Here is a 17628-nt window from a genome sequence, read left to right as displayed (position 1 = left end):
GCCGCAGCGGGCAGGCCTTAAAATGCGTATGAATATCTAACATGGAGCCAAGCAGCAGGAAAATCAATGATCGCGACTCAGGTATTCCGGTGCGATCTGTTGCAAATCATCAAACACTGACCAGACATGGGCCTTGATCAGTTCCCGTGCGGGCTGTGCCTGTCCACTGACGATCAGCTGCAACAGTTGCTGATGTTGTTCTATGGAGCGGCGAATACCCGCCACATTGACTGGTGAACACTGACGAGCGCGATCCAGATGGGCGCGATTGGCATACAGATTATCCCACAGTGAATCCAGTGCCAATTGGTCGACCAAGCGGTGGTGAAACTCCAGATCAATGTGGAACACACTGGCATAGTCTTGCTTGCCAAAAGCACCAAGCTGGCTATCAATCAGTTTTTGGCAGGTTTTTTCCACCGCTTTACTGATACCGCTTAATGCCAATTGCTCGACGACGGCGCCTTCCAGCGCCGCACGGATAAAGGCGTTCTCCTCTACCCGTTTGACGTCTATCAGTTTTACCCGCGTATGCAGGTTCGGCACCATATCGATGAAGTTATCGTGCTTCAACAAAATCAAGGCTTCTCGCAATGGCGTGGGCGATACATTCAACTCATGCGCGAGCTCGTTTTTTTCCAGAATCATTCCAGGCGCAAACTCACCATAAATAATGCGTTCTTTCAGCCAATGGTAAATTTGCATCTTGACGGGTTTTTCCCGATCCAACAGCAGCCGACTCATAACCCATCTCATGCGTGGTATTTCTGAAATAGTATTCTCCCACTGATTACAAAGCTATAGCCCCGGTAAAAAGGTCGAAACCGCCGGTACCAGCGTCACCAGCAGCAATACCGCCAGCAATGCCAATAACATCGGCCAGACCTCTTTGATAAAGGCAGAAACCGGGGTACCGGTAATCGAATTGGCAATAAACATAATGGTGCCCATCGGCGGTGTCAGACTGCCAATCGCCAGGTTAAGAATGATCAGAATGCCGAATTGGATAGGATCGATCCCCAGAGCCTTCACCGTTGGCATCAGCAACGGGACCAACACGATAATCGCCGCATTGCCTTCAATAAACATCCCCAGCACCAGTAAAAACAGGTTGAGCGCCAACAGGAACAACAACGGGTTATCAGACAGTGACGTAATCATCTCCGCGACCGTCTGGGCGGTTCTTTCCCAACTCAGTATCCAGGCGAATGCAGAGCAAGCCATGATAATGAGCATAATACCCGCTGTGGAAGATACCGTATCCAACAGGGCCTCACCGATGTCAGCCACCTTCATCTCACGGGTGAAAAACAAGCCAATGCCAATGGCAAATACCACCGCAATCGCCCCCGCTTCGGTCGGCGTAAAAGCGCCGATGCGGATCCCGCCGATAATCACCAACACCAAAATAAGCGCCGGCATCGCCTGCCACAGCGCTTGCCCAAACTCGCGCCAACTCGGTGTGGCGGTATTGCCGGCCTGATAATTGCGCCGCCGTGAAAGATGACGGATCGTCAGCATCAGCGCCGCACAGCACAATATTCCCGGCACGATGCCCGCCAGAAACATTTTGCCGATCGACACATCCGCCACATAACCATAGATAATCAAGGCAATGCCCGGCGGGATGATCGGCGTGATCAACGAGCCCGCCGCCGTCACCACCGTTGCAAAACTCTTGCTGTAGCCTTTGCGCGTCATTTCCGGCACCAGCATTTTGCACAGCATGGCACAGTCCGCCAGACTGGAGGCAGATAGCCCACCCATCAGGGTACTGAGTAGCACATTGGCCTGCGCCAGTCCGCCGTAAAACTTGCGCGTCAATAACTCCGCCAGCGTCAACATTCTTCGGGTAATGCCGGTGTAATTCAACAGATTGCCCAGCAAAATAAAGAACGGGATCGCCAACAGCGTGGTGTTCTCACTGGCCCCGACGATCCTTTGTGCCGCAATGATCGGCGAGGGATCGCCCGCGAGGAAAAACCAGCTCAGTACCGCGAGGATCACACTGATGAATATCGGTAATTTGCTGATAAAACCCAGAAGTAAAATGATGCAGGAGATCGCTACCGTCATGATGATTCCTCCATACGTTTGTCGCGATAACAGAGGTTGACGACCAATTGCAACACCATCAGCAATGACCCTACCGGGATCGCCATATCGATCCAGCGGTAACGAATACCGAGGATCGGGGTGATCTTTTCCCCCGCCCCTTCGGCCAGCAGCAAACCGAGCCAGGCAAACGACAGCAAGACAATCATGCTCAACGCATCGTTCCAATAAAGCATCAATCGGCGGGCACCTGCGGGCAACAGATTGACAAAAACATCAATGCCGACGTGCTTGCGCCGCTTCATGGCGCTGACCGCCCCCAGCATGATGGCCCACAGATAGAGCGCTAATTGCAGCTCTTCCACCCAGGGTAATGGCGCATGCACCAGGTAACGCATCACTACCGCCAGTACCGTCACCGCCACAATCGCAGTCAACACCAGGCAGGCGAGAATATCGTCAAGATTAACCAGTAATTTACGTATCATGATTTTCACTCCCCCGGTGCAATGCAGCGGAAGTTATCGAGGAATGGCAGATAATTACTCTAAGTAACCTTGCAGTTTTTCATATAACCCCGGAGTCCATTCCGGGAATTGCTGATAGGCCGACTTTGACGCCTGCCGGAATAATTCCCGGTCAACCTCAATCACCGTCACGCCTGCCGCTTTCATTTTTTCCCGGTCTTGCTGGTCAGCCTGAATAATTAACTGAGTCATATAATCACCCGCTTCCTCACAAGATAGCGTTAACGCTTTTTTAATATCATCAGGAAGTTGGCTGTAATATTTCTGACCAATAATCAGTTGGGTGACATTATCAATATGCCCGGTCATGATCAGGTACCTGGCCGGCTCAAAAAGTTTTTGGCCGTACAGCACCGGGATCGGGTTTTCCGCGCCGTCGATCACACCGGTAGTCAGCGCGGTATACACTTCACCCAATGGCATTGGGGTTGGCGTCGCGCCCATCGCCTTGATAGCTTCAATAAAGATACGGCTGTTGGCGACGCGGATTTTCACGCCTTTCAGGTCCGCCGGGGTATGGATGGGTTTGTTCACCACCATCTGGCGGATACCGTACAGCCAGTTAGCCGCAAGGATATGAAACCCTTTGTCGTCCAATTGACGTGACAAATCAGCAAACCAGGGCGTTTTGGTCAGGGTGAAAATATCGTTGTAATCGCGCCCCAGATAGGGCCCCATCATAATGCCGAAATCAGGCAGATAGTCGGCAAAGAACGCCCCATCTGCCAGAGTGATCATCGCGCTACCCAGCTTGATTTGCTCCATCACGTCTTTTTTTGATCCCAATGAGGAACTGGGGAACAAGACCAATTCCCCCTGACCGTTAGTTTTTTGTTTAAAAAGTTCGGCCCATTTCTTTACCCCCAAATCAAAAGGTTCACCCGGGTTATTTTCATAAGAAACCCGTATAGTATATTTAGCTGAAATTGATTCCGTGCTGAAAACAAACAAAGAAAATAATGCGCAGGTCACTATGACCCACCGCTTAAGTTGTCCTTTCATAATAATTATCTCCAGTTCAATTATTCAGGTAACCGACTGCTGACGCTTAAAATAGAATGACCGACTTCACATTGCCTGGCTGATTGAGTTGTTCAAATTGAAATTGGTCTAATTCAGTGAAGGGTATTTCACGGGTACAGAGTTTTTCCGGGCTGATTTTTCCCTGCTGCAATAAAGTGATGACCTTGATGAAATCTTCGCGATCCGCTGCACGGCTACCGAGCAGATCCAGTTCCCGCTTATGGAAAGCCAGGTCATTAAAGCGCACCTCGCCGGTATGCAGGCCGACAAATACCAGCGTTCCGCCCGCCGCGATCCGCTCGACCTGGCGGTTCATTGAAGCAGGGTTACCCGTCGCATCAATGACGATCTGGGGACCATCCCCCTGAGTTAGCACCAGCAATTGTCGCTCAAAATCGCTATCCAATGGATTTAATACGTGAGCAAAACCATAGTGTTCTGCAGCAAAGGCCTGACGCTGTTGATCGGCTTCAGCCACTATCACTTCGGCCCCTAGGCTACGCCCGATATCCGCAACGCCTAACCCGATAGCCCCCGCCCCCACCACCAACAAACTCACTCCCTGAGTCACCCCACTGCGCCGTACCGCATGGGCAGCAATGGCATAAGGCTCAATTAACGCCGCCTGAAGATGAGAGATTCCCGTGACCGCCACCAGAGCATCCTCAGCCACCGTGACATATTCCTGCATCGCTCCGGTGCGATGGATCCCCATCACTGACAAAGAAGTACAGCACGTGGTGCGTCCGCGCCGACAGGCCACGCACCGCCCACAATGGCGATAGGGGATCACCACCACCTGTTGGCCAGGGTGATAGCGCGTGGCATCTTGCCCGCAGGCCACCACTTCAGCGCTGATTTCATGCCCCAGCACCGCCGGGTACTGCATCATCGGCTGACGGCCATGGAAAGCGTGAATATCCGAACCGCACACGCCCAGGGCGCACATTTTCAGCAACACTTCTGCGGCAGCCGGTTGCGGTATTGGCAGGCGCTGTTGGCTCAGCTGACCCGGTTTGACGCACACTAATACCTTCATGTCAGAAGCCATAGCTCAGCGCCCCCCCATCCACGGCAAAATCCTGCCCGGTGATGTAACGCGACGCCTCGCTGACCAAAAACCACACCATGGCACCCAGTTCTTCACGCGGGTGGCCGTAACGGTGTAGCGGCATCCGATTGATAATACGTTCCAGCCTCTGCGGATCGGCAACCCCCTGCGTCATATTGGTCTGGATCCAGCCCGGTGCCACCGAATTGACGCGGATGTTTTCCTGCGCCCATTCCACAGCCAATCCACGCGTCATGCCGGTGACCGCAGCCTTGGTCGAGCAATAAGGCACTACCTCGCTAAAGCCCAGATGCGCCGCCATTGAGGAAATGTTGACGATACGGCCGATATGCGCCGAGCGGGTCAAATGCGGGAAGCAAAGCTGCGACAAAAAGAACACCGCATCAACGTTAATCTGGTGTATTTTTCGCCACCAGGCTTCATCAACCTGTTCGGCGCGCACACGCTTGGTAATGCCTGCATTGTTAATCAGGAAGTCGATCGCCCCTTCTGCCGCAACCCTATCGACGGCGGCCTGCAATTGTTCGCGATCGGTAATATCCACTTGTATATCAACCACTCTGGGGTTCAATTCATAGTCAATACCGGTGGTCTGCGTGGCTTCCAGACTGAAGTTGAACACCCGTGCCCCGGCATCCGCCAGCAGATGAGCAATGCCGCGACCAATACCGGATGATGCACCGGTAACAATGCCGGTCCGGCCCTGTAATGAAAAATACTGAGTTAAAACGTCCTGTTTCATCGCCCTGTCCCTATTTGATTTCTGTCAGAGATGCCGGGTTAAAGTTAAAGCCCCAGCCTGCACCCGTACGCGGAAAGGCGTAGCCGCCATCAATGGCCATCGGGTTATCGATAATGCTGTCGATCCAGTCGAAAGATTCCGCACCGTAAGGATTGGGGATAGTGCACAACAGCGGCACGTCATAATCCTTGTAGTAATGCGGCAATACCGGCAGGTGATGGGCATGTGCCAGCATCGCCGACTCACGCCAGGGTTCAACGCCACCGATGCGGATCAGGTCCGGTTGCCACAGGTCCAGCGCATTACGGGCAATCAAGGCCTTGAGCGGTTCCATGTCATATTCCCGTTCGCCCATGGCCAGCGCGATGCCGGTTTTCTGGCGCAACTGCTGATAGCCGTCGAAATCGGTATGCACTAAAGGTTCTTCGAACCAGTGAATGCCAATGTCTGCCGCCTGCGTCGATAACTTCAGCGCGTCCGGCAAGGTCATCCCCTGATTGGCATCCATCATGATTTTCATCCCGGAGCCCACCGCTTCCCGCACTTTGCGCAAACGCATGATGTCCTGCTCGACCTCCGGCGAACCCACTTTGATCTTCACCGCCTGCAAGCCACGCGCCTGGTATTCCAGCACCTCCTCCAGCAGTTCGGCCTCGCTATAGGACAACCAACCGCCACTGCCATACACCGGCACGCGATCGACGGTGTTACCCAACATCTTCCAGATCGGCTGTTGCAGGGTCTTGCCCCAGGCGTCCCACATTGCGACATTGAGCGTTGCTGCCGCCCACTTCTGTAAGCCGTTTTGGCCGAAGTATTCGTGCTCTGCCGCCACCTCTTGCAGGAATTTTCCGGTCTGCCAGCAGTGATAACCCACGGCAAACTGCTGGAGGTCTTTCATTGCACCGGCAATCGCCTCCGGCGAATAGTGGAACGAAAGCAAATACCCTTCGCCAGTGATACCACTGGCCAGCACGACTTCGGCTACCACAAAGGAAATTTCATTGATGTAATGCGTGGAATCCGCGATAGGGCGGGATAAAGGCGAGACGGCCCGATAGAGATTGACCTGTTTTATTTTGTCCATTTTGCATACTCCAAAGTCGGTTCATGAATTAAAAACCTATTAAAACAAACGACTAAGTGACTTCATTGTCTGTGATCCCTGATGCAAAGCAACGATACACCGATATATTGGTTGATGCAAAAACAAACAACTCTAAAAGAGATCCCGTTAACAAATACTCTTGGCAGGCAGGGGAAGATAAGGCCGTACCTCGAGCCGGCCCATAGCCATTGAGAGAAGACAGGTAACCTAACTAGCGCGATGCACTCCCCGCCCAAATAGCAGGACGTCGCTGCTGCCAGGGCGCAGCCCGCTCCAGTTGACCCGCCAGTTGCAATAGCAGATCTTCACGGCCAAAACCGGCAACAAATTGCATACCTATCGGCAGGTTATGCTGCGGATCCTGCGCCAATGGCACCGACATCGCCGGCACGCCCGCCACGTTAAATACCGGCGTAAACGGCGAGTGATCGAATAAATGCGCTGTCCATTCCAGGCCGCTCATATCCGCCGTCCCTGTGCCGTAACGGCCAATGCGCCAGGGGAAATCGGGCAGGGTCGGGGTCAGTAGCAGGTCATACTGCTGGAAATAGGCAGCCACCGCGCGGGTCACCCGATTACGCACATCAAGTGCCGCGACCATATCCACCGCCCTGGCAGCCAGCCCGTAGCGGTAACAGGCCAGCGTTTCCGGCTCCAGCGTTTCGGTTGAGATCGGCCGCCCGGTTGCCTGACTCAGGCCATCCACCCAGCCGACCAGGTTGGCACACCAAATTTGCGCATTGGCGAACACCAGCTCTTGCCAACTGGCGCCGATCGCCATGCCAGCTTCGCTAACCTGATGGCCCAACTCACTCAGCAGCACGGCAGTATCGGCCGTGGCCTGGGCGATGTGCGGATCGGTTTTCCCGCCGTTCCACGCCTGAGTCATCATGCCGATACGCAGACGGCCGGGTTCTGACGTGACCTGTGACAGCCAGGTCTGTGCCGGTGGTGTGGTGTAATAAGGTTCGCCGGGATGTGGGTGCTGCAGGGCATCCAGCAAGGCCGCGCTGTCGCGCACCGAACGGCTAAGCCCCAGTTGCACGCCAAAGCCGTTGAACACTTCATCCATCGCCGGTCCATGCGATACCCGCCCGCGCGTCGGTTTGAGGCCGAACAGTCCATTCGACGAGGCAGGCACGCGGATCGAACCGGCGGCATCAGTGGCGTGAGCGATAGGCACAATTCCAGCAGCCACTGCCGCACCGGCACCGCCGCTGGATCCCCCGGCGCTAAAATCCGGATTCCAGGGGTTACGCGTTGCGCCGTAAAGCACCGCTTCGGTGGTGGTGCTGAAGGCCATCTCCGGCGTGGTGGTACGGCCGAAGGTGACCAGCCCGGCGCGACGAATATTGCTCATAAGATAACTGTCCGTCGCCGCGATATGGCCCTGCGCCAGCCGGCTGCCCAGTTCCTGACGCTTACCGGCCATGCTGATGGCGATATCCTTGATCAGGAAAGGCACGCCAGACAGTGGACCTTCACCCTTCGGTGGTGGTGGCGTCCAATGTTCCACCACCGCATTAATCGCCGGGTTCACCGCCTCAACCGCGGCCTGCGCCGTCTGTTGCAGCTCCTGCGCACTGACTTCGCCGCGCTGCACCAGTTCGGCCAGCCCCAACGCATCGTAGCTAACGTACTCGCTCAGTTTCATCATCTCGTCCTTATCCGTTGCAGTTTCACCGGCTTTTCCGGCGTCCGTTCCACGGTAGGAGGATTGGAGCTATAGTTGAAATTGATAGATTTAATACGAGGAATAGTTATCAACAATTTAAAGCGGGTCGATCTCAATTTGCTGGTCACGCTGGAAGCGCTGCTCAGCGAGCGTAACGTCACGCGGGCGGCGGCCCGCCTTAATCTGAGCCAACCTTCAGTCAGTATTCAGCTCGCCAAACTGCGTGAGATTTATCACGATCCCCTGCTGCTACCCGGCCCACGCGGCATGTTGCCCACGGCGCGTGCACTCGGCCTGCTGACGCCACTGCGCCAGACGCTGGCAGACCTTGGTCGTTTGGTGGCGCCGGAACATCCCTTTGATCCGCTGCAGGCCGAAATGACCTGGCAGTTGGCCGCCGCCGACGCGGCCGAATATGCCATTCTGCTGCCGATGCTGCCCAAACTGCGGCTGGCAGCGCCCAAATCCCGTCTGGCGATCCGCGAAGCGTCGCCCAAAACCATGAGTCGTGATTTGGCCGACGGCGTGATCGACCTGGGTTTTCTGGCCCGTGAAGAAGCGCCAGCCGGGCTACGTCACCGCCAGTTATTTCACGAGAACTACCTGCTGGTGGGCCGCCGTGACCACCCGTTATTACAGACCCCTCCTTCACTGGAGCAGTTCTGCCAGCTGGAATTTGTGATGGTTTCACAGGACGGCGGCGGTTTTCGTACCCTGACCGACACGCTGCTGGAGGCACAGGGGTTGGCACGTCGGGTAGTGATGTCGCTGCCGCACTTCCTATTCATCCCCACGCTGCTGGCAAAATCCGATATGGTAGCCATGCTGCCTTCACGCATGCTGGGTGAACTGCTGGGCAGCCTGCGCACCTGCCCGGTGCCGCTGGCACTGCCAGGCTATGACATGGTGATGGTATGGCATGAACGTTCGCACCTCGATCCGGCCCATAGCTGGTTGCGCGAACAGGTGGTAGCTGCGCTAGAGCAACCTGCCGCGTAACTAGAGGACCTCAACCAGGTCAAACTCTTCAAATACCAGCCACATTTGTGGCGAAAAGGTGCCTTCCCGAGTAAAAAATGCCTGATGTTCCTCGCGCCAGAAGGCCAGGCTCTTATCCCCCTCGCCTTCCAGCGCGGCCATCTCGGCGGTGATGTCACAGTAACGAGTCAGCTTCAGTGAAAGCGTTCTGATGACGCAGGCGGGTTCACCCCGGCCATTAAGGATCACGTTATAATCCCCAACCAGCGGTGATTTCGCTTGTTGATAGGTGATATAGGAACCACAGGTTGCGGTTTTGTCGCCGTCGAGCACCCGTTGCAACAGCTCATCCGCCAGCGCCGGGCTGTCGCCAAATTGCCAGCGCGGTGCGCCGGGATAGTTAGCCAAAATAGCCGACTCGGTCATTGTCCTGCTCCTTGATAGAGGGTCTGTGGTAACGCATTCCGGTTTTTCCCGCCCAGACAGTTTATACTGTGCAGAATATAAGCCTTTATTCTGTTCAGCACGCTCCGTCGGGAGCACAAGGAATTACCACAAGCCATGTTAAGTTACCGCCACAGTTTCCACGCCGGCAACCACGCCGACGTGCTCAAGCACACCGTTCAAAGCCTGATCATTGAATCGCTGAAAGAAAAAGACAAGCCGTTCCTGTACCTGGATACCCACTCCGGCGCAGGGCGCTATCAGCTGAGCGGTGAACACGCCGAGCGCACCGGGGAATACCTGGAAGGCATAGGCCTGCTGTGGCAACGTGACGATCTGCCGGAAGAACTGGCGGCCTACATGAGCGTAGTGCACAACTTTAACCGCGGCGAAAGACTGCGTTACTACCCTGGCTCGCCGCTGATTGCCCGCCAACTGCTGCGTCCGCAGGATAAAATTCACCTGACCGAACTGCACCCGAGCGACTTCCCGTTGCTGCGTAATGAGTTCCAGAAGGACGAGCGCGCCAAGGTGCAGCGCGCCGACGGCTACCAACAGTTGAAATCCCAATTGCCGCCACTTTCACGCCGCGGGCTGATCCTGATGGATCCGCCGTACGAAATGAAAACCGATTACCAGGACGTGGTCAAAGGCCTGCAGGAAGGCTACAAGCGCTTTGCTACCGGCACTTACGCGCTGTGGTATCCCGTGGTGATGCGCCAGCAGATCAAGCGCATGCTGAAAGAGCTGGAAGCCACCGGCATCCGCAATATTCTGCAGATCGAACTGGCGGTCAGACCCGACAGCGACCAGCGCGGCATGACGGCCTCCGGCATGATCGTGATTAACCCGCCGTGGAAGCTGGAACAACAGATGAAAAACGTGCTGCCGTGGCTGCACAAAATCCTGGTGCCGTCGGGCAATGGTCACCAGTTGGTGAACTGGGTGGTGCCGGAATAAGCTTCCGGGGCGCGGCCCGCCGCGCCTTTACCCCACCTATCACAGCCATCGACGCAATCTTTGCGACAAACCTGCATCAGGCGTTAAACTCTTACGCTCTTCGATTCACACAATTCATGGAAATCCCAGATGACCAAACATTACGATTATCTAGCAATTGGCGGCGGCAGCGGCGGCATCGCATCGATCAACCGGGCAGCCATGTACGGCCAGAAATGCGCACTGATTGAAGCCAAGGAACTGGGCGGCACCTGCGTCAACGTGGGTTGTGTACCGAAAAAAGTTATGTGGCACGCGGCGCAGATCGCCGAGGCTATTCACCTGTACGGCCCGGATTACGGTTTCGATACCACCGTCAATGCGTTTGACTGGAAAAAACTGGTGGCTAACCGCACCGCCTATATCGACCGCATCCATAATTCCTACGACAACGTGCTGGGCAAAAACAAAGTCGACGTGATCAAAGGTTTTGCGCGCTTTATCGACGCCCATACGGTGGAAGTGAACGGTGAGAAAATCACTGCCGACCATATTCTGATCGCCACCGGCGGTCGCCCAAGCCACCCGGACATTCCGGGTGCAGAATACGGCATCGATTCCGACGGTTTCTTCGATCTGGACGCCATGCCAAAACGCGTTGCCATCGTAGGCGCGGGCTATATCGCGGTAGAAATCGCCGGTGTGCTGAACGCGTTGGGTGCCGAAACGCACCTGTTCGTGCGTAAACACGCGCCGCTGCGCAGCTTCGATCCGATGATTGTCGAAACCCTGGTGGAAGTGATGAACACCGAAGGGCCAAGCCTGCACACCGACTCGGTACCGAAGGCCATCGTCAAGAACGCCGACGGCAGCCTGACGCTGCAGTTGGAAAACGGCAAGGAATTCATCGTCGACAGCCTGGTGTGGGCGATTGGCCGCGAACCGGCGACCGATAACCTGAATCTGGCCGTGACCGGGGTGAAAACCAACGAAAATGGCTACATCGACGTCGATAAATACCAGAACACCAACGTAGCAGGCATTTACGCGGTGGGTGATAACACCGGTGCCGTTGAACTGACCCCGGTTGCCGTGGCCGCCGGTCGCCGCCTGTCCGAGCGTCTGTTCAACAACAAGCCGGAAGAGCACCTGGATTACAGCAACATCGCTACCGTGGTGTTCAGCCACCCGCCAATCGGCACTATCGGCCTGACCGAGCCGGAAGCCATCGAGAAATTCGGGGCGGACAGCGTGAAAGTGTATAAATCTTCATTTACCGCCATGTACAGCGCCGTGACGCAGCACCGTCAGCCGTGCCGCATGAAACTGGTGTGTGTAGGTAAAGAAGAGAAGATTGTTGGCCTGCACGGTATCGGCTTCGGCATGGACGAGATCCTGCAGGGCTTCGCCGTGGCAATCAAGATGGGCGCCACCAAGAAAGACTTCGACAACACCGTGGCGATCCACCCGACCGCTGCCGAAGAGTTTGTCACCATGACAGGTTAGTGTAGAAAATTCATTCCCACACCTTTTTATCGCTGAAAAACTGGCCGCAAAGGGCCAGTTTTTTCATACAATTAAGAATATTATGGTCATGTTTTCAACTTTTCATCCGGAAGGCTTTGGTACGCAGGAGTGCAGATCCTTGGTGCATACACCTGACCATAAATCACATCCAGTTCAGACCACGTAGCCTGCTTAGAGGGCTTCAGCTGAGCTGATTTATGTCTTCGCGCTCCACACTTCACCTCATACTTATCAAGTGAACTATGAAATACTTTCCAAATATATCCATAAAATCAAACAATGCTGGAAGGCTTCTGCGTAAACTTTCTCTCTGTATGAAAAACAAAATATTCTGATAAGTTAGACTCACTGGCGATTTTTTTTGAAGAAATTCTACATTTCGGTTTATTCTTATTTCTTCAAATATCTAATTTTCTTAAGGGATCCGAAGATGACTACTCTCAGTAATGGGCACATTAAGCATTTCGTTGTCCATGTAATGAATAAGGAGCAGCATGAAAATGCTGAACTCATTGAGGCTCCTGCTGAGCGCCCTGCCCATGCTGCAATTACAACACTCCTAGAGCACATTCTTGAGCGGTACAGTGGAAGAGGCGGAAAGGGATATGGTCGGTTTGAAGATAATCGTGACAACTATCCCATGGGGAACATTGTCGAAGATTACTTTGTTTCTCGTACAGTTGCATTCTATCCAACGTCCTGTCGAATGATCCAACACTTGGCCAGTCGGGCAAACGAAGCCCCCCTGTCAACAGGGGGCATTGTTGTTGTCGCCCATATCGATATTGACGGGCAGGAAGATGTTCTTGTCGCTATGCTTACCTCTACAGTTGGTTCTGCTTTCACGGATTTTGATATCACAGCTAGCGAGTACTTGGATATCGCCAAACTTCGCGTCGCTGGTAAAATCGATTTAACAGGCTGGACTAGTGGAAAAGAACGCTACATCAGCTTCCTGAAGGGTCAAAATACTGTTGCAGAATACTTTAAAAAGTTTCTGGGTTGTGATGATGTTTTTCTGGCGAAAAAAGAAACTCAGAAGCTTAAAACTGCACTACAGAGTTTTGCAACTGCTCAGAACATGGAGGGAGAAGCACGGGAAGATTTTTTCAATCGTGCATATGATGAGCTAAAAGAGCTGAATACAAACCAGCAGGGTTTTGATGTCATCACATTCAGCAATGCTATCTGGCCAGAAGCTCCGGAAGACCTTCAGGAAGTACTTGTTAATGAGGCCTTCGAGCTCTCAGACGGCTTTGTACCTGATGGAAATGTTATCCGCGAACTGGTAACCTTCAGGGGCAAATCCAGCCACTGGACCCTAAAATTTAACCGCCAGGCAGTGCTTGATGGTGATGTTTTTTATGATTGTGCCTCGGATATTTTTATCCTGAGAAATGTACCTGAATCGCTACGCGCAGAGATGCTGGAAGAGTACGGAACCCCGGATGAGTAAAAATCTTTCTGATTTAGTCAAAGTATATAGAAAAACATCCTTTGGTACGTCTCGTGCCAGTGGGTCGTATACTATTGAAAATCAAGAAGAAGTGTTGTTATTAAAAGAACTTATTCTGGATGTCAGGAAATATGGTATCGCCTGCAATGAAGATGACATTTATATTGGTAATACCCTCACGCTTACCATTAGCCCTCCCAGAGTTCAGATAGGTTCTGTCTATCAAACAATGGAGGATTTATTAAAAAACCCACAAAACAGAACCACTGAACCAGCACACTATTATATTTCTCAGCTCGATTTCCTTAATAGCGACCGGGTGGCACCTGCGCTTATAGAAAAGTACAGAGTTATTATAGCATTATTAGGTCTACTAAAAGAAAGCGCGGCGTATATGGATCCCGCACTGAACGAACTTGTTTACTTTGATACGGACACACTCAAAATTCCTGTCATCTATAATGTTGATGATTTAGATAACTTAAATAAAGATTGTATAGAATCTATCATCATACTGTTCAACGATGATACACACAGAGAACAGAAACTTACTATTTTAGGTAACTGTGTTAAATCATTGTGTTCTACCTTTGAAATGAAAAAGGTATTCCCACAGATTTTATCTGATGCGCAAGCGTTTAATGAGAGCCTCAGAAAAGGATATCGTATTTTTGTTTCTGGTTTTTCCTATGAAAAAATCATCGACCAGCTTAAAGCGGCAAAAGTTGAAGAGTTTGGGAAAATACATAAAACATTTTCAGATATCCAAAATCAGATATTGGGTATACCTATATCAACCATGATTGTCGCTACACAAATGAAAAAAGCTAATGGCTGGGATGTTCAGGCCATCAGTAATACTGCAATCATTATTGGCTCTTTTATTTTCGCAATATTACTGATTATAAGTTTATTTAATCAGATGCAAACACTTAGCACAATTGAAGAGGAAGTCGAATACAAGAAAAAACAAGCGAAGAAGTTATACAAGTCTATTTATGAAGATATATGCATTACTTTTGATGCTATCGACAGGCGCCTCTTCGCACAGCGAATAGCAATCAGGTGCGTCGGCGCTGTACTTGCCATAAGCGTTTTATATAGTGTGATAATATACTTTTTCCTTACATATTAAAAATTTGCGCACATTCAAATCAAGATATAATAGTTGGTTTTAGTCTACATATATCAACAGGCATTATTCCTGTTGTGCTGCGACGACACCCTAATGCTGAAAACCACAGTCATTCCTTATTGATATTTAAAGCATGACTACAACACTCAAACTCAATCATCTGTTTAAAAAAAAGAACAGTTATCATCTGCACCCCCCCCCCCCCGAGAAATGAAAAAATAAAATAACATATAATGCTTGTGCTTATACAACCACACTCAAGAGTGCGGAAAAATAAAGGCATCGATAACACGTTGATACATTGCGCCAATTCTCAATTGATATAATTTATTTAAGGTTAATGAACTTGAGCTTTCCCCTTCAAAAAAATTTATCTCCAGCCCAAGATGCTTTGGCATTTGTATTTCTTTTTCTTGGTTGCCCCCCACAAATGTTGACGATGTGTAATCTATTGAAAATGTTTTTTCCGCAGGGATTTCATGCACAACCTGATAGTCTTTAGGTACGTCGTTTACCAGCCTCTCAGAGTATAATGTCAGCTCATCAGTCGCCAAAGTAAATAACCAGGCATCCTGATTTTCCTTATGACTCACCCGTAAAATCCTACCCAGTACCTGCCTGAAATAAAGTTCAGTTTTAATTGTACTGAGATGACAACATACCTGAAGGCGGGGGATATCCGTACCCTCACTAATCATTCCTACGCTTATAATCCATTCAGTTGCGCCCTCGCGGAAATGCGCAATCTTTGAAAGCGCATCTTTATCATGGTATGTCACAATAGTTGCAGATTGACAAAAATCCTTTTCTACAATATTTAGAAGTTGGTACGCATGTTCGACAGAAGAAGCAACAATGAGCCCTCCCGCATCTGAATTGATTTTTCTTATTTGAGTGAGCTTCTCACAGCCCGCTTTTATTACATACTTCATAGCATCGGGGTGCCAGACTATTGACCGGTAAGAAACTAAATTTTCACTCAGAAAATCTGAGATTGAACCGAAAGTTTTAACTTTATTTTCTGATGAAAATACTAAATTATTACTGTTTATCAGCACAACTCTTGGTTTTCGGCAGACATTATCATGGATTGCATCTTTTAGACCATAAATGTAGTCACAACTGACTTGTCCATCAGGAGCTGTGTAATTTGCAAGCACAATGGGCACATTATCTGTTCGCCAAGGAGTACCTGATAACGCCAGAGTAAAGTTCGCATAGTGCTGAATTTTGGACCGTATTTCCTCTCCCCAAATATTGGCATTCTCCGCAGAACTACCGGAGCAATGATGGATTTCGTCCATGATAACTAATAAGCGATGCCGCTTCAAAGAGCGCCAGAAGCTCTTATCGAAGTGGATTAAACTATGATACGTATAAGCGGCTCCAACCGCCCCCAGACCACCAGAAAAATTACTTTTTAAAACGCGTGAGAAAGTACTTTCTATAGATGAAACTACCGCTGAAGAAGGCGCAAAGCATAGTATAAGATCTACCATACCGAGTTCCATCATCCTCCTGGCAACCTCAGCAGCCATCACAGTTTTTCCTGCTCCCGGACTCGCAAGACACAGGAAATGTGGAGACCCGGACTGATATTTTGCTACTGCCGCATCGGCGCATTGTTGTTGCCATATTCTTAACACGTGCATTGCCCTTCAGTACGCAGGCCAAGCACTTTTGACAAAGCTGTTACCTGCCCCAGCAATCTTGCTGAATGATTTTTTGCCTCATCATAAAAGTCTATTAACTCCTTTTTTCTGTCTGGAAAACGATGCATCAGTGATTTGTATTCCTCAATTTCGCTCAGAACGACAGCAAGTTTGGCTTCATGAATTACCTTCTCATGATTCAAGTTAGCCAAAAAAACATCATCATCTTGAAATGGAGATTTCTTTTTTTCAGTAACAACTTTCAGGCATGAGTTCTTTGGAATTCTTCCGGCAATAAACGTCGTTGAATAAAAGCTTTCAGTTTTTTTGTACAACACCTTTGATCGTCCGCTGTTATCTTCAATTTTAAGTATGAAACCCAATGTTTCCAGGCGTTGTAGTTGGCGGCGCACGAACTTTCCGGCTTCAGCGGCATGAAGGTATTCATCCGAAATTTTCAGCAAAGCATCCCGAAGATGAGTAGAACTGAACGTATCAAAATCTTTTTCTATCAATAAATTATAAGTATATGGGTGTAGCTTCACAGCAGACTTCATTGCAAAAAATCCGGAATTTCAAACTTAGGATTGCTAAGTATACAGAAACCGATGAAACTTAGACAATCTAAGCACTCTAGGGCAATGATGATGAATACGTGGCTCACCCAAACCCAATACCTGCGAGACTCAAAACTGCCAGGACGAAAGCCGGGATTACTCAGCGAGAATTGGGTATCCGAATTGGCATGGAACCAAGTTCAGCGAGCGGTCGTATGAACCATTACGAAAAAGGGAGGCATATTCCTGATATTGATACTCTTAAGCGTATGGCTGATGAACTGGGAGTACCACTCAACTACTTCTTTTGCGAGAGCGAAACTACTGCAGAATTGGTTTGTCTCATCGCCAGGTTGACTGAAGCCGAACAGAATGAACTGATTGCAATTTTGAAAAAAAGCAATCATAGCTCGCTGTGAAGTGGTAACCGGGTGACCTAAATAGATGCATGAATAGTAAAAGGATTTCGTGCCTCGAATACTAACCCTATACTGATCGCGGTATAACAACCAGTTATGAATTTATGCGCTATTAAAGCATTGAGATTGCACTGCCCGGAGTGGCTGTAACCCTTGTTCGACATTTGGCAATCTTGTCACCTCGGTCTTATTGATGCGACCCAGTCCAAAATAACATTGCGCGCGTTAGCTGTATCACTCAGGTCTGTCCTAGTGAAAAGAAAGAGTAAAATCCTCCTCCCCTTCGGCAAAAATAGTCGAGCTTATGCATTCTGCCTTT

The 17628-nt window shown here is 50.7% G+C and carries 17 protein-coding genes; 6 read left to right on the top strand and 11 right to left on the bottom strand.

What is annotated here, in order from left to right; genetic code table 11:
* Positions 1-63: 63 nt before the first annotated feature.
* From BEI65_RS11415 to BEI65_RS11380, 8 genes are all read right to left on the bottom strand, one after another.
* Positions 64-744 carry a GntR family transcriptional regulator gene (locus BEI65_RS11415; RefSeq protein ID WP_232519082.1) on the bottom strand — a complete coding sequence of 227 codons (681 nt, stop codon included), beginning with the start codon at positions 742-744 and terminating at the stop codon, positions 64-66.
* Positions 745-798: 54 nt separating this feature from the next.
* On the bottom strand, positions 799-2076 hold the full coding sequence (locus BEI65_RS11410; protein ID WP_085119928.1) for a TRAP transporter large permease: 1278 nt from the start codon (positions 2074-2076) through the stop codon (positions 799-801).
* Complete coding sequence (locus BEI65_RS11405; protein ID WP_085119929.1) at positions 2073-2543, bottom strand: TRAP transporter small permease; 471 nt, start codon at positions 2541-2543, stop codon at positions 2073-2075. The genes BEI65_RS11410 and BEI65_RS11405 overlap by 4 nt, the downstream gene beginning before the upstream one ends.
* Positions 2544-2597: 54 nt before the next feature.
* A complete protein-coding gene (locus tag BEI65_RS11400; protein ID WP_099063432.1) occupies positions 2598-3584 on the bottom strand; it encodes a C4-dicarboxylate TRAP transporter substrate-binding protein in 987 nt (328 codons plus the stop codon).
* Positions 3585-3630: 46 nt separating this feature from the next.
* A complete protein-coding gene (locus BEI65_RS11395) occupies positions 3631-4644 on the bottom strand; it encodes a zinc-binding alcohol dehydrogenase family protein (protein WP_232519081.1) in 1014 nt (337 codons plus the stop codon).
* Position 4645: 1 nt separating this feature from the next.
* Complete coding sequence (locus tag BEI65_RS11390; protein ID WP_085119932.1) at positions 4646-5419, bottom strand: SDR family NAD(P)-dependent oxidoreductase; 774 nt, start codon at positions 5417-5419, stop codon at positions 4646-4648.
* A gap of 10 nt (positions 5420-5429) precedes the next feature.
* A complete protein-coding gene (locus BEI65_RS11385; RefSeq protein WP_099063430.1) occupies positions 5430-6506 on the bottom strand; it encodes a mandelate racemase/muconate lactonizing enzyme family protein in 1077 nt (358 codons plus the stop codon).
* 232 nt (positions 6507-6738) lie between these two features.
* On the bottom strand, positions 6739-8184 hold the full coding sequence (locus tag BEI65_RS11380) for an amidase (RefSeq protein ID WP_232519080.1): 1446 nt from the start codon (positions 8182-8184) through the stop codon (positions 6739-6741).
* A gap of 105 nt (positions 8185-8289) precedes the next feature.
* Here BEI65_RS11380 and BEI65_RS11375 point away from each other — a divergent pair, with 105 nt between their 5' ends.
* Positions 8290-9201 carry a LysR family transcriptional regulator gene (locus tag BEI65_RS11375; RefSeq protein ID WP_198404434.1) on the top strand — a complete coding sequence of 304 codons (912 nt, stop codon included), beginning with the start codon at positions 8290-8292 and terminating at the stop codon, positions 9199-9201.
* Here BEI65_RS11375 and BEI65_RS11370 read toward each other — a convergent pair whose 3' ends face one another.
* Entirely contained in the window at positions 9202-9606 is a 405-nt protein-coding gene (locus BEI65_RS11370; protein WP_099063427.1) for an ASCH domain-containing protein, read from the bottom strand. It lies immediately after the preceding gene.
* A gap of 135 nt (positions 9607-9741) precedes the next feature.
* Between BEI65_RS11370 and BEI65_RS11365 the strand changes: the two genes are divergently transcribed.
* The 4 genes from BEI65_RS11365 (at position 9742) to BEI65_RS11350 (ending at position 14681) form a co-directional block, all read left to right on the top strand.
* Positions 9742-10584: a 23S rRNA (adenine(2030)-N(6))-methyltransferase RlmJ gene (locus tag BEI65_RS11365; protein ID WP_099063426.1), complete on the top strand. Its 843-nt coding sequence runs from the start codon at positions 9742-9744 to the stop codon at positions 10582-10584.
* 129 nt (positions 10585-10713) lie between these two features.
* On the top strand, positions 10714-12069 hold the full coding sequence (gorA, locus tag BEI65_RS11360) for a glutathione-disulfide reductase (RefSeq protein ID WP_099063425.1): 1356 nt from the start codon (positions 10714-10716) through the stop codon (positions 12067-12069).
* A gap of 451 nt (positions 12070-12520) precedes the next feature.
* Positions 12521-13546 (top strand): nucleoid-associated protein, encoded by a 1026-nt coding sequence (locus BEI65_RS11355; protein WP_099063424.1) that lies wholly within the window; start codon positions 12521-12523, stop codon positions 13544-13546.
* Positions 13539-14681 carry a hypothetical protein gene (locus BEI65_RS11350; RefSeq protein WP_099063423.1) on the top strand — a complete coding sequence of 381 codons (1143 nt, stop codon included), beginning with the start codon at positions 13539-13541 and terminating at the stop codon, positions 14679-14681. The genes BEI65_RS11355 and BEI65_RS11350 overlap by 8 nt, the downstream gene beginning before the upstream one ends.
* A gap of 257 nt (positions 14682-14938) precedes the next feature.
* Here the strand turns inward: BEI65_RS11350 and BEI65_RS11345 are convergent, their stop codons facing one another.
* Together BEI65_RS11345 and BEI65_RS11340 are read right to left on the bottom strand one after the other, a co-directional pair.
* The gene (locus BEI65_RS11345; protein WP_232519079.1) at positions 14939-16333 is read right to left on the bottom strand and encodes a DEAD/DEAH box helicase; all 1395 of its coding nucleotides are present in this window, start codon (positions 16331-16333) and stop codon (positions 14939-14941) included.
* Positions 16321-16890 carry a hypothetical protein gene (locus BEI65_RS11340; protein ID WP_099063422.1) on the bottom strand — a complete coding sequence of 190 codons (570 nt, stop codon included), beginning with the start codon at positions 16888-16890 and terminating at the stop codon, positions 16321-16323. The genes BEI65_RS11345 and BEI65_RS11340 overlap by 13 nt, the downstream gene beginning before the upstream one ends.
* 98 nt (positions 16891-16988) lie before the next feature.
* Here BEI65_RS11340 and BEI65_RS11335 point away from each other — a divergent pair, with 98 nt between their 5' ends.
* A complete protein-coding gene (locus tag BEI65_RS11335; protein ID WP_099063421.1) occupies positions 16989-17309 on the top strand; it encodes a helix-turn-helix domain-containing protein in 321 nt (106 codons plus the stop codon).
* Positions 17310-17628 lie beyond the last annotated feature (319 nt).

The organism is Serratia sp. BW106 (genome assembly GCF_002607755.1).
In the GTDB taxonomy this organism is placed as follows: Bacteria; Pseudomonadota; Gammaproteobacteria; order Enterobacterales; family Enterobacteriaceae; genus Serratia; species Serratia proteamaculans.
The sequence above is the reverse complement of the archived record's forward strand: the minus strand, read 5'-3'. Positions and strand labels throughout refer to the sequence as shown.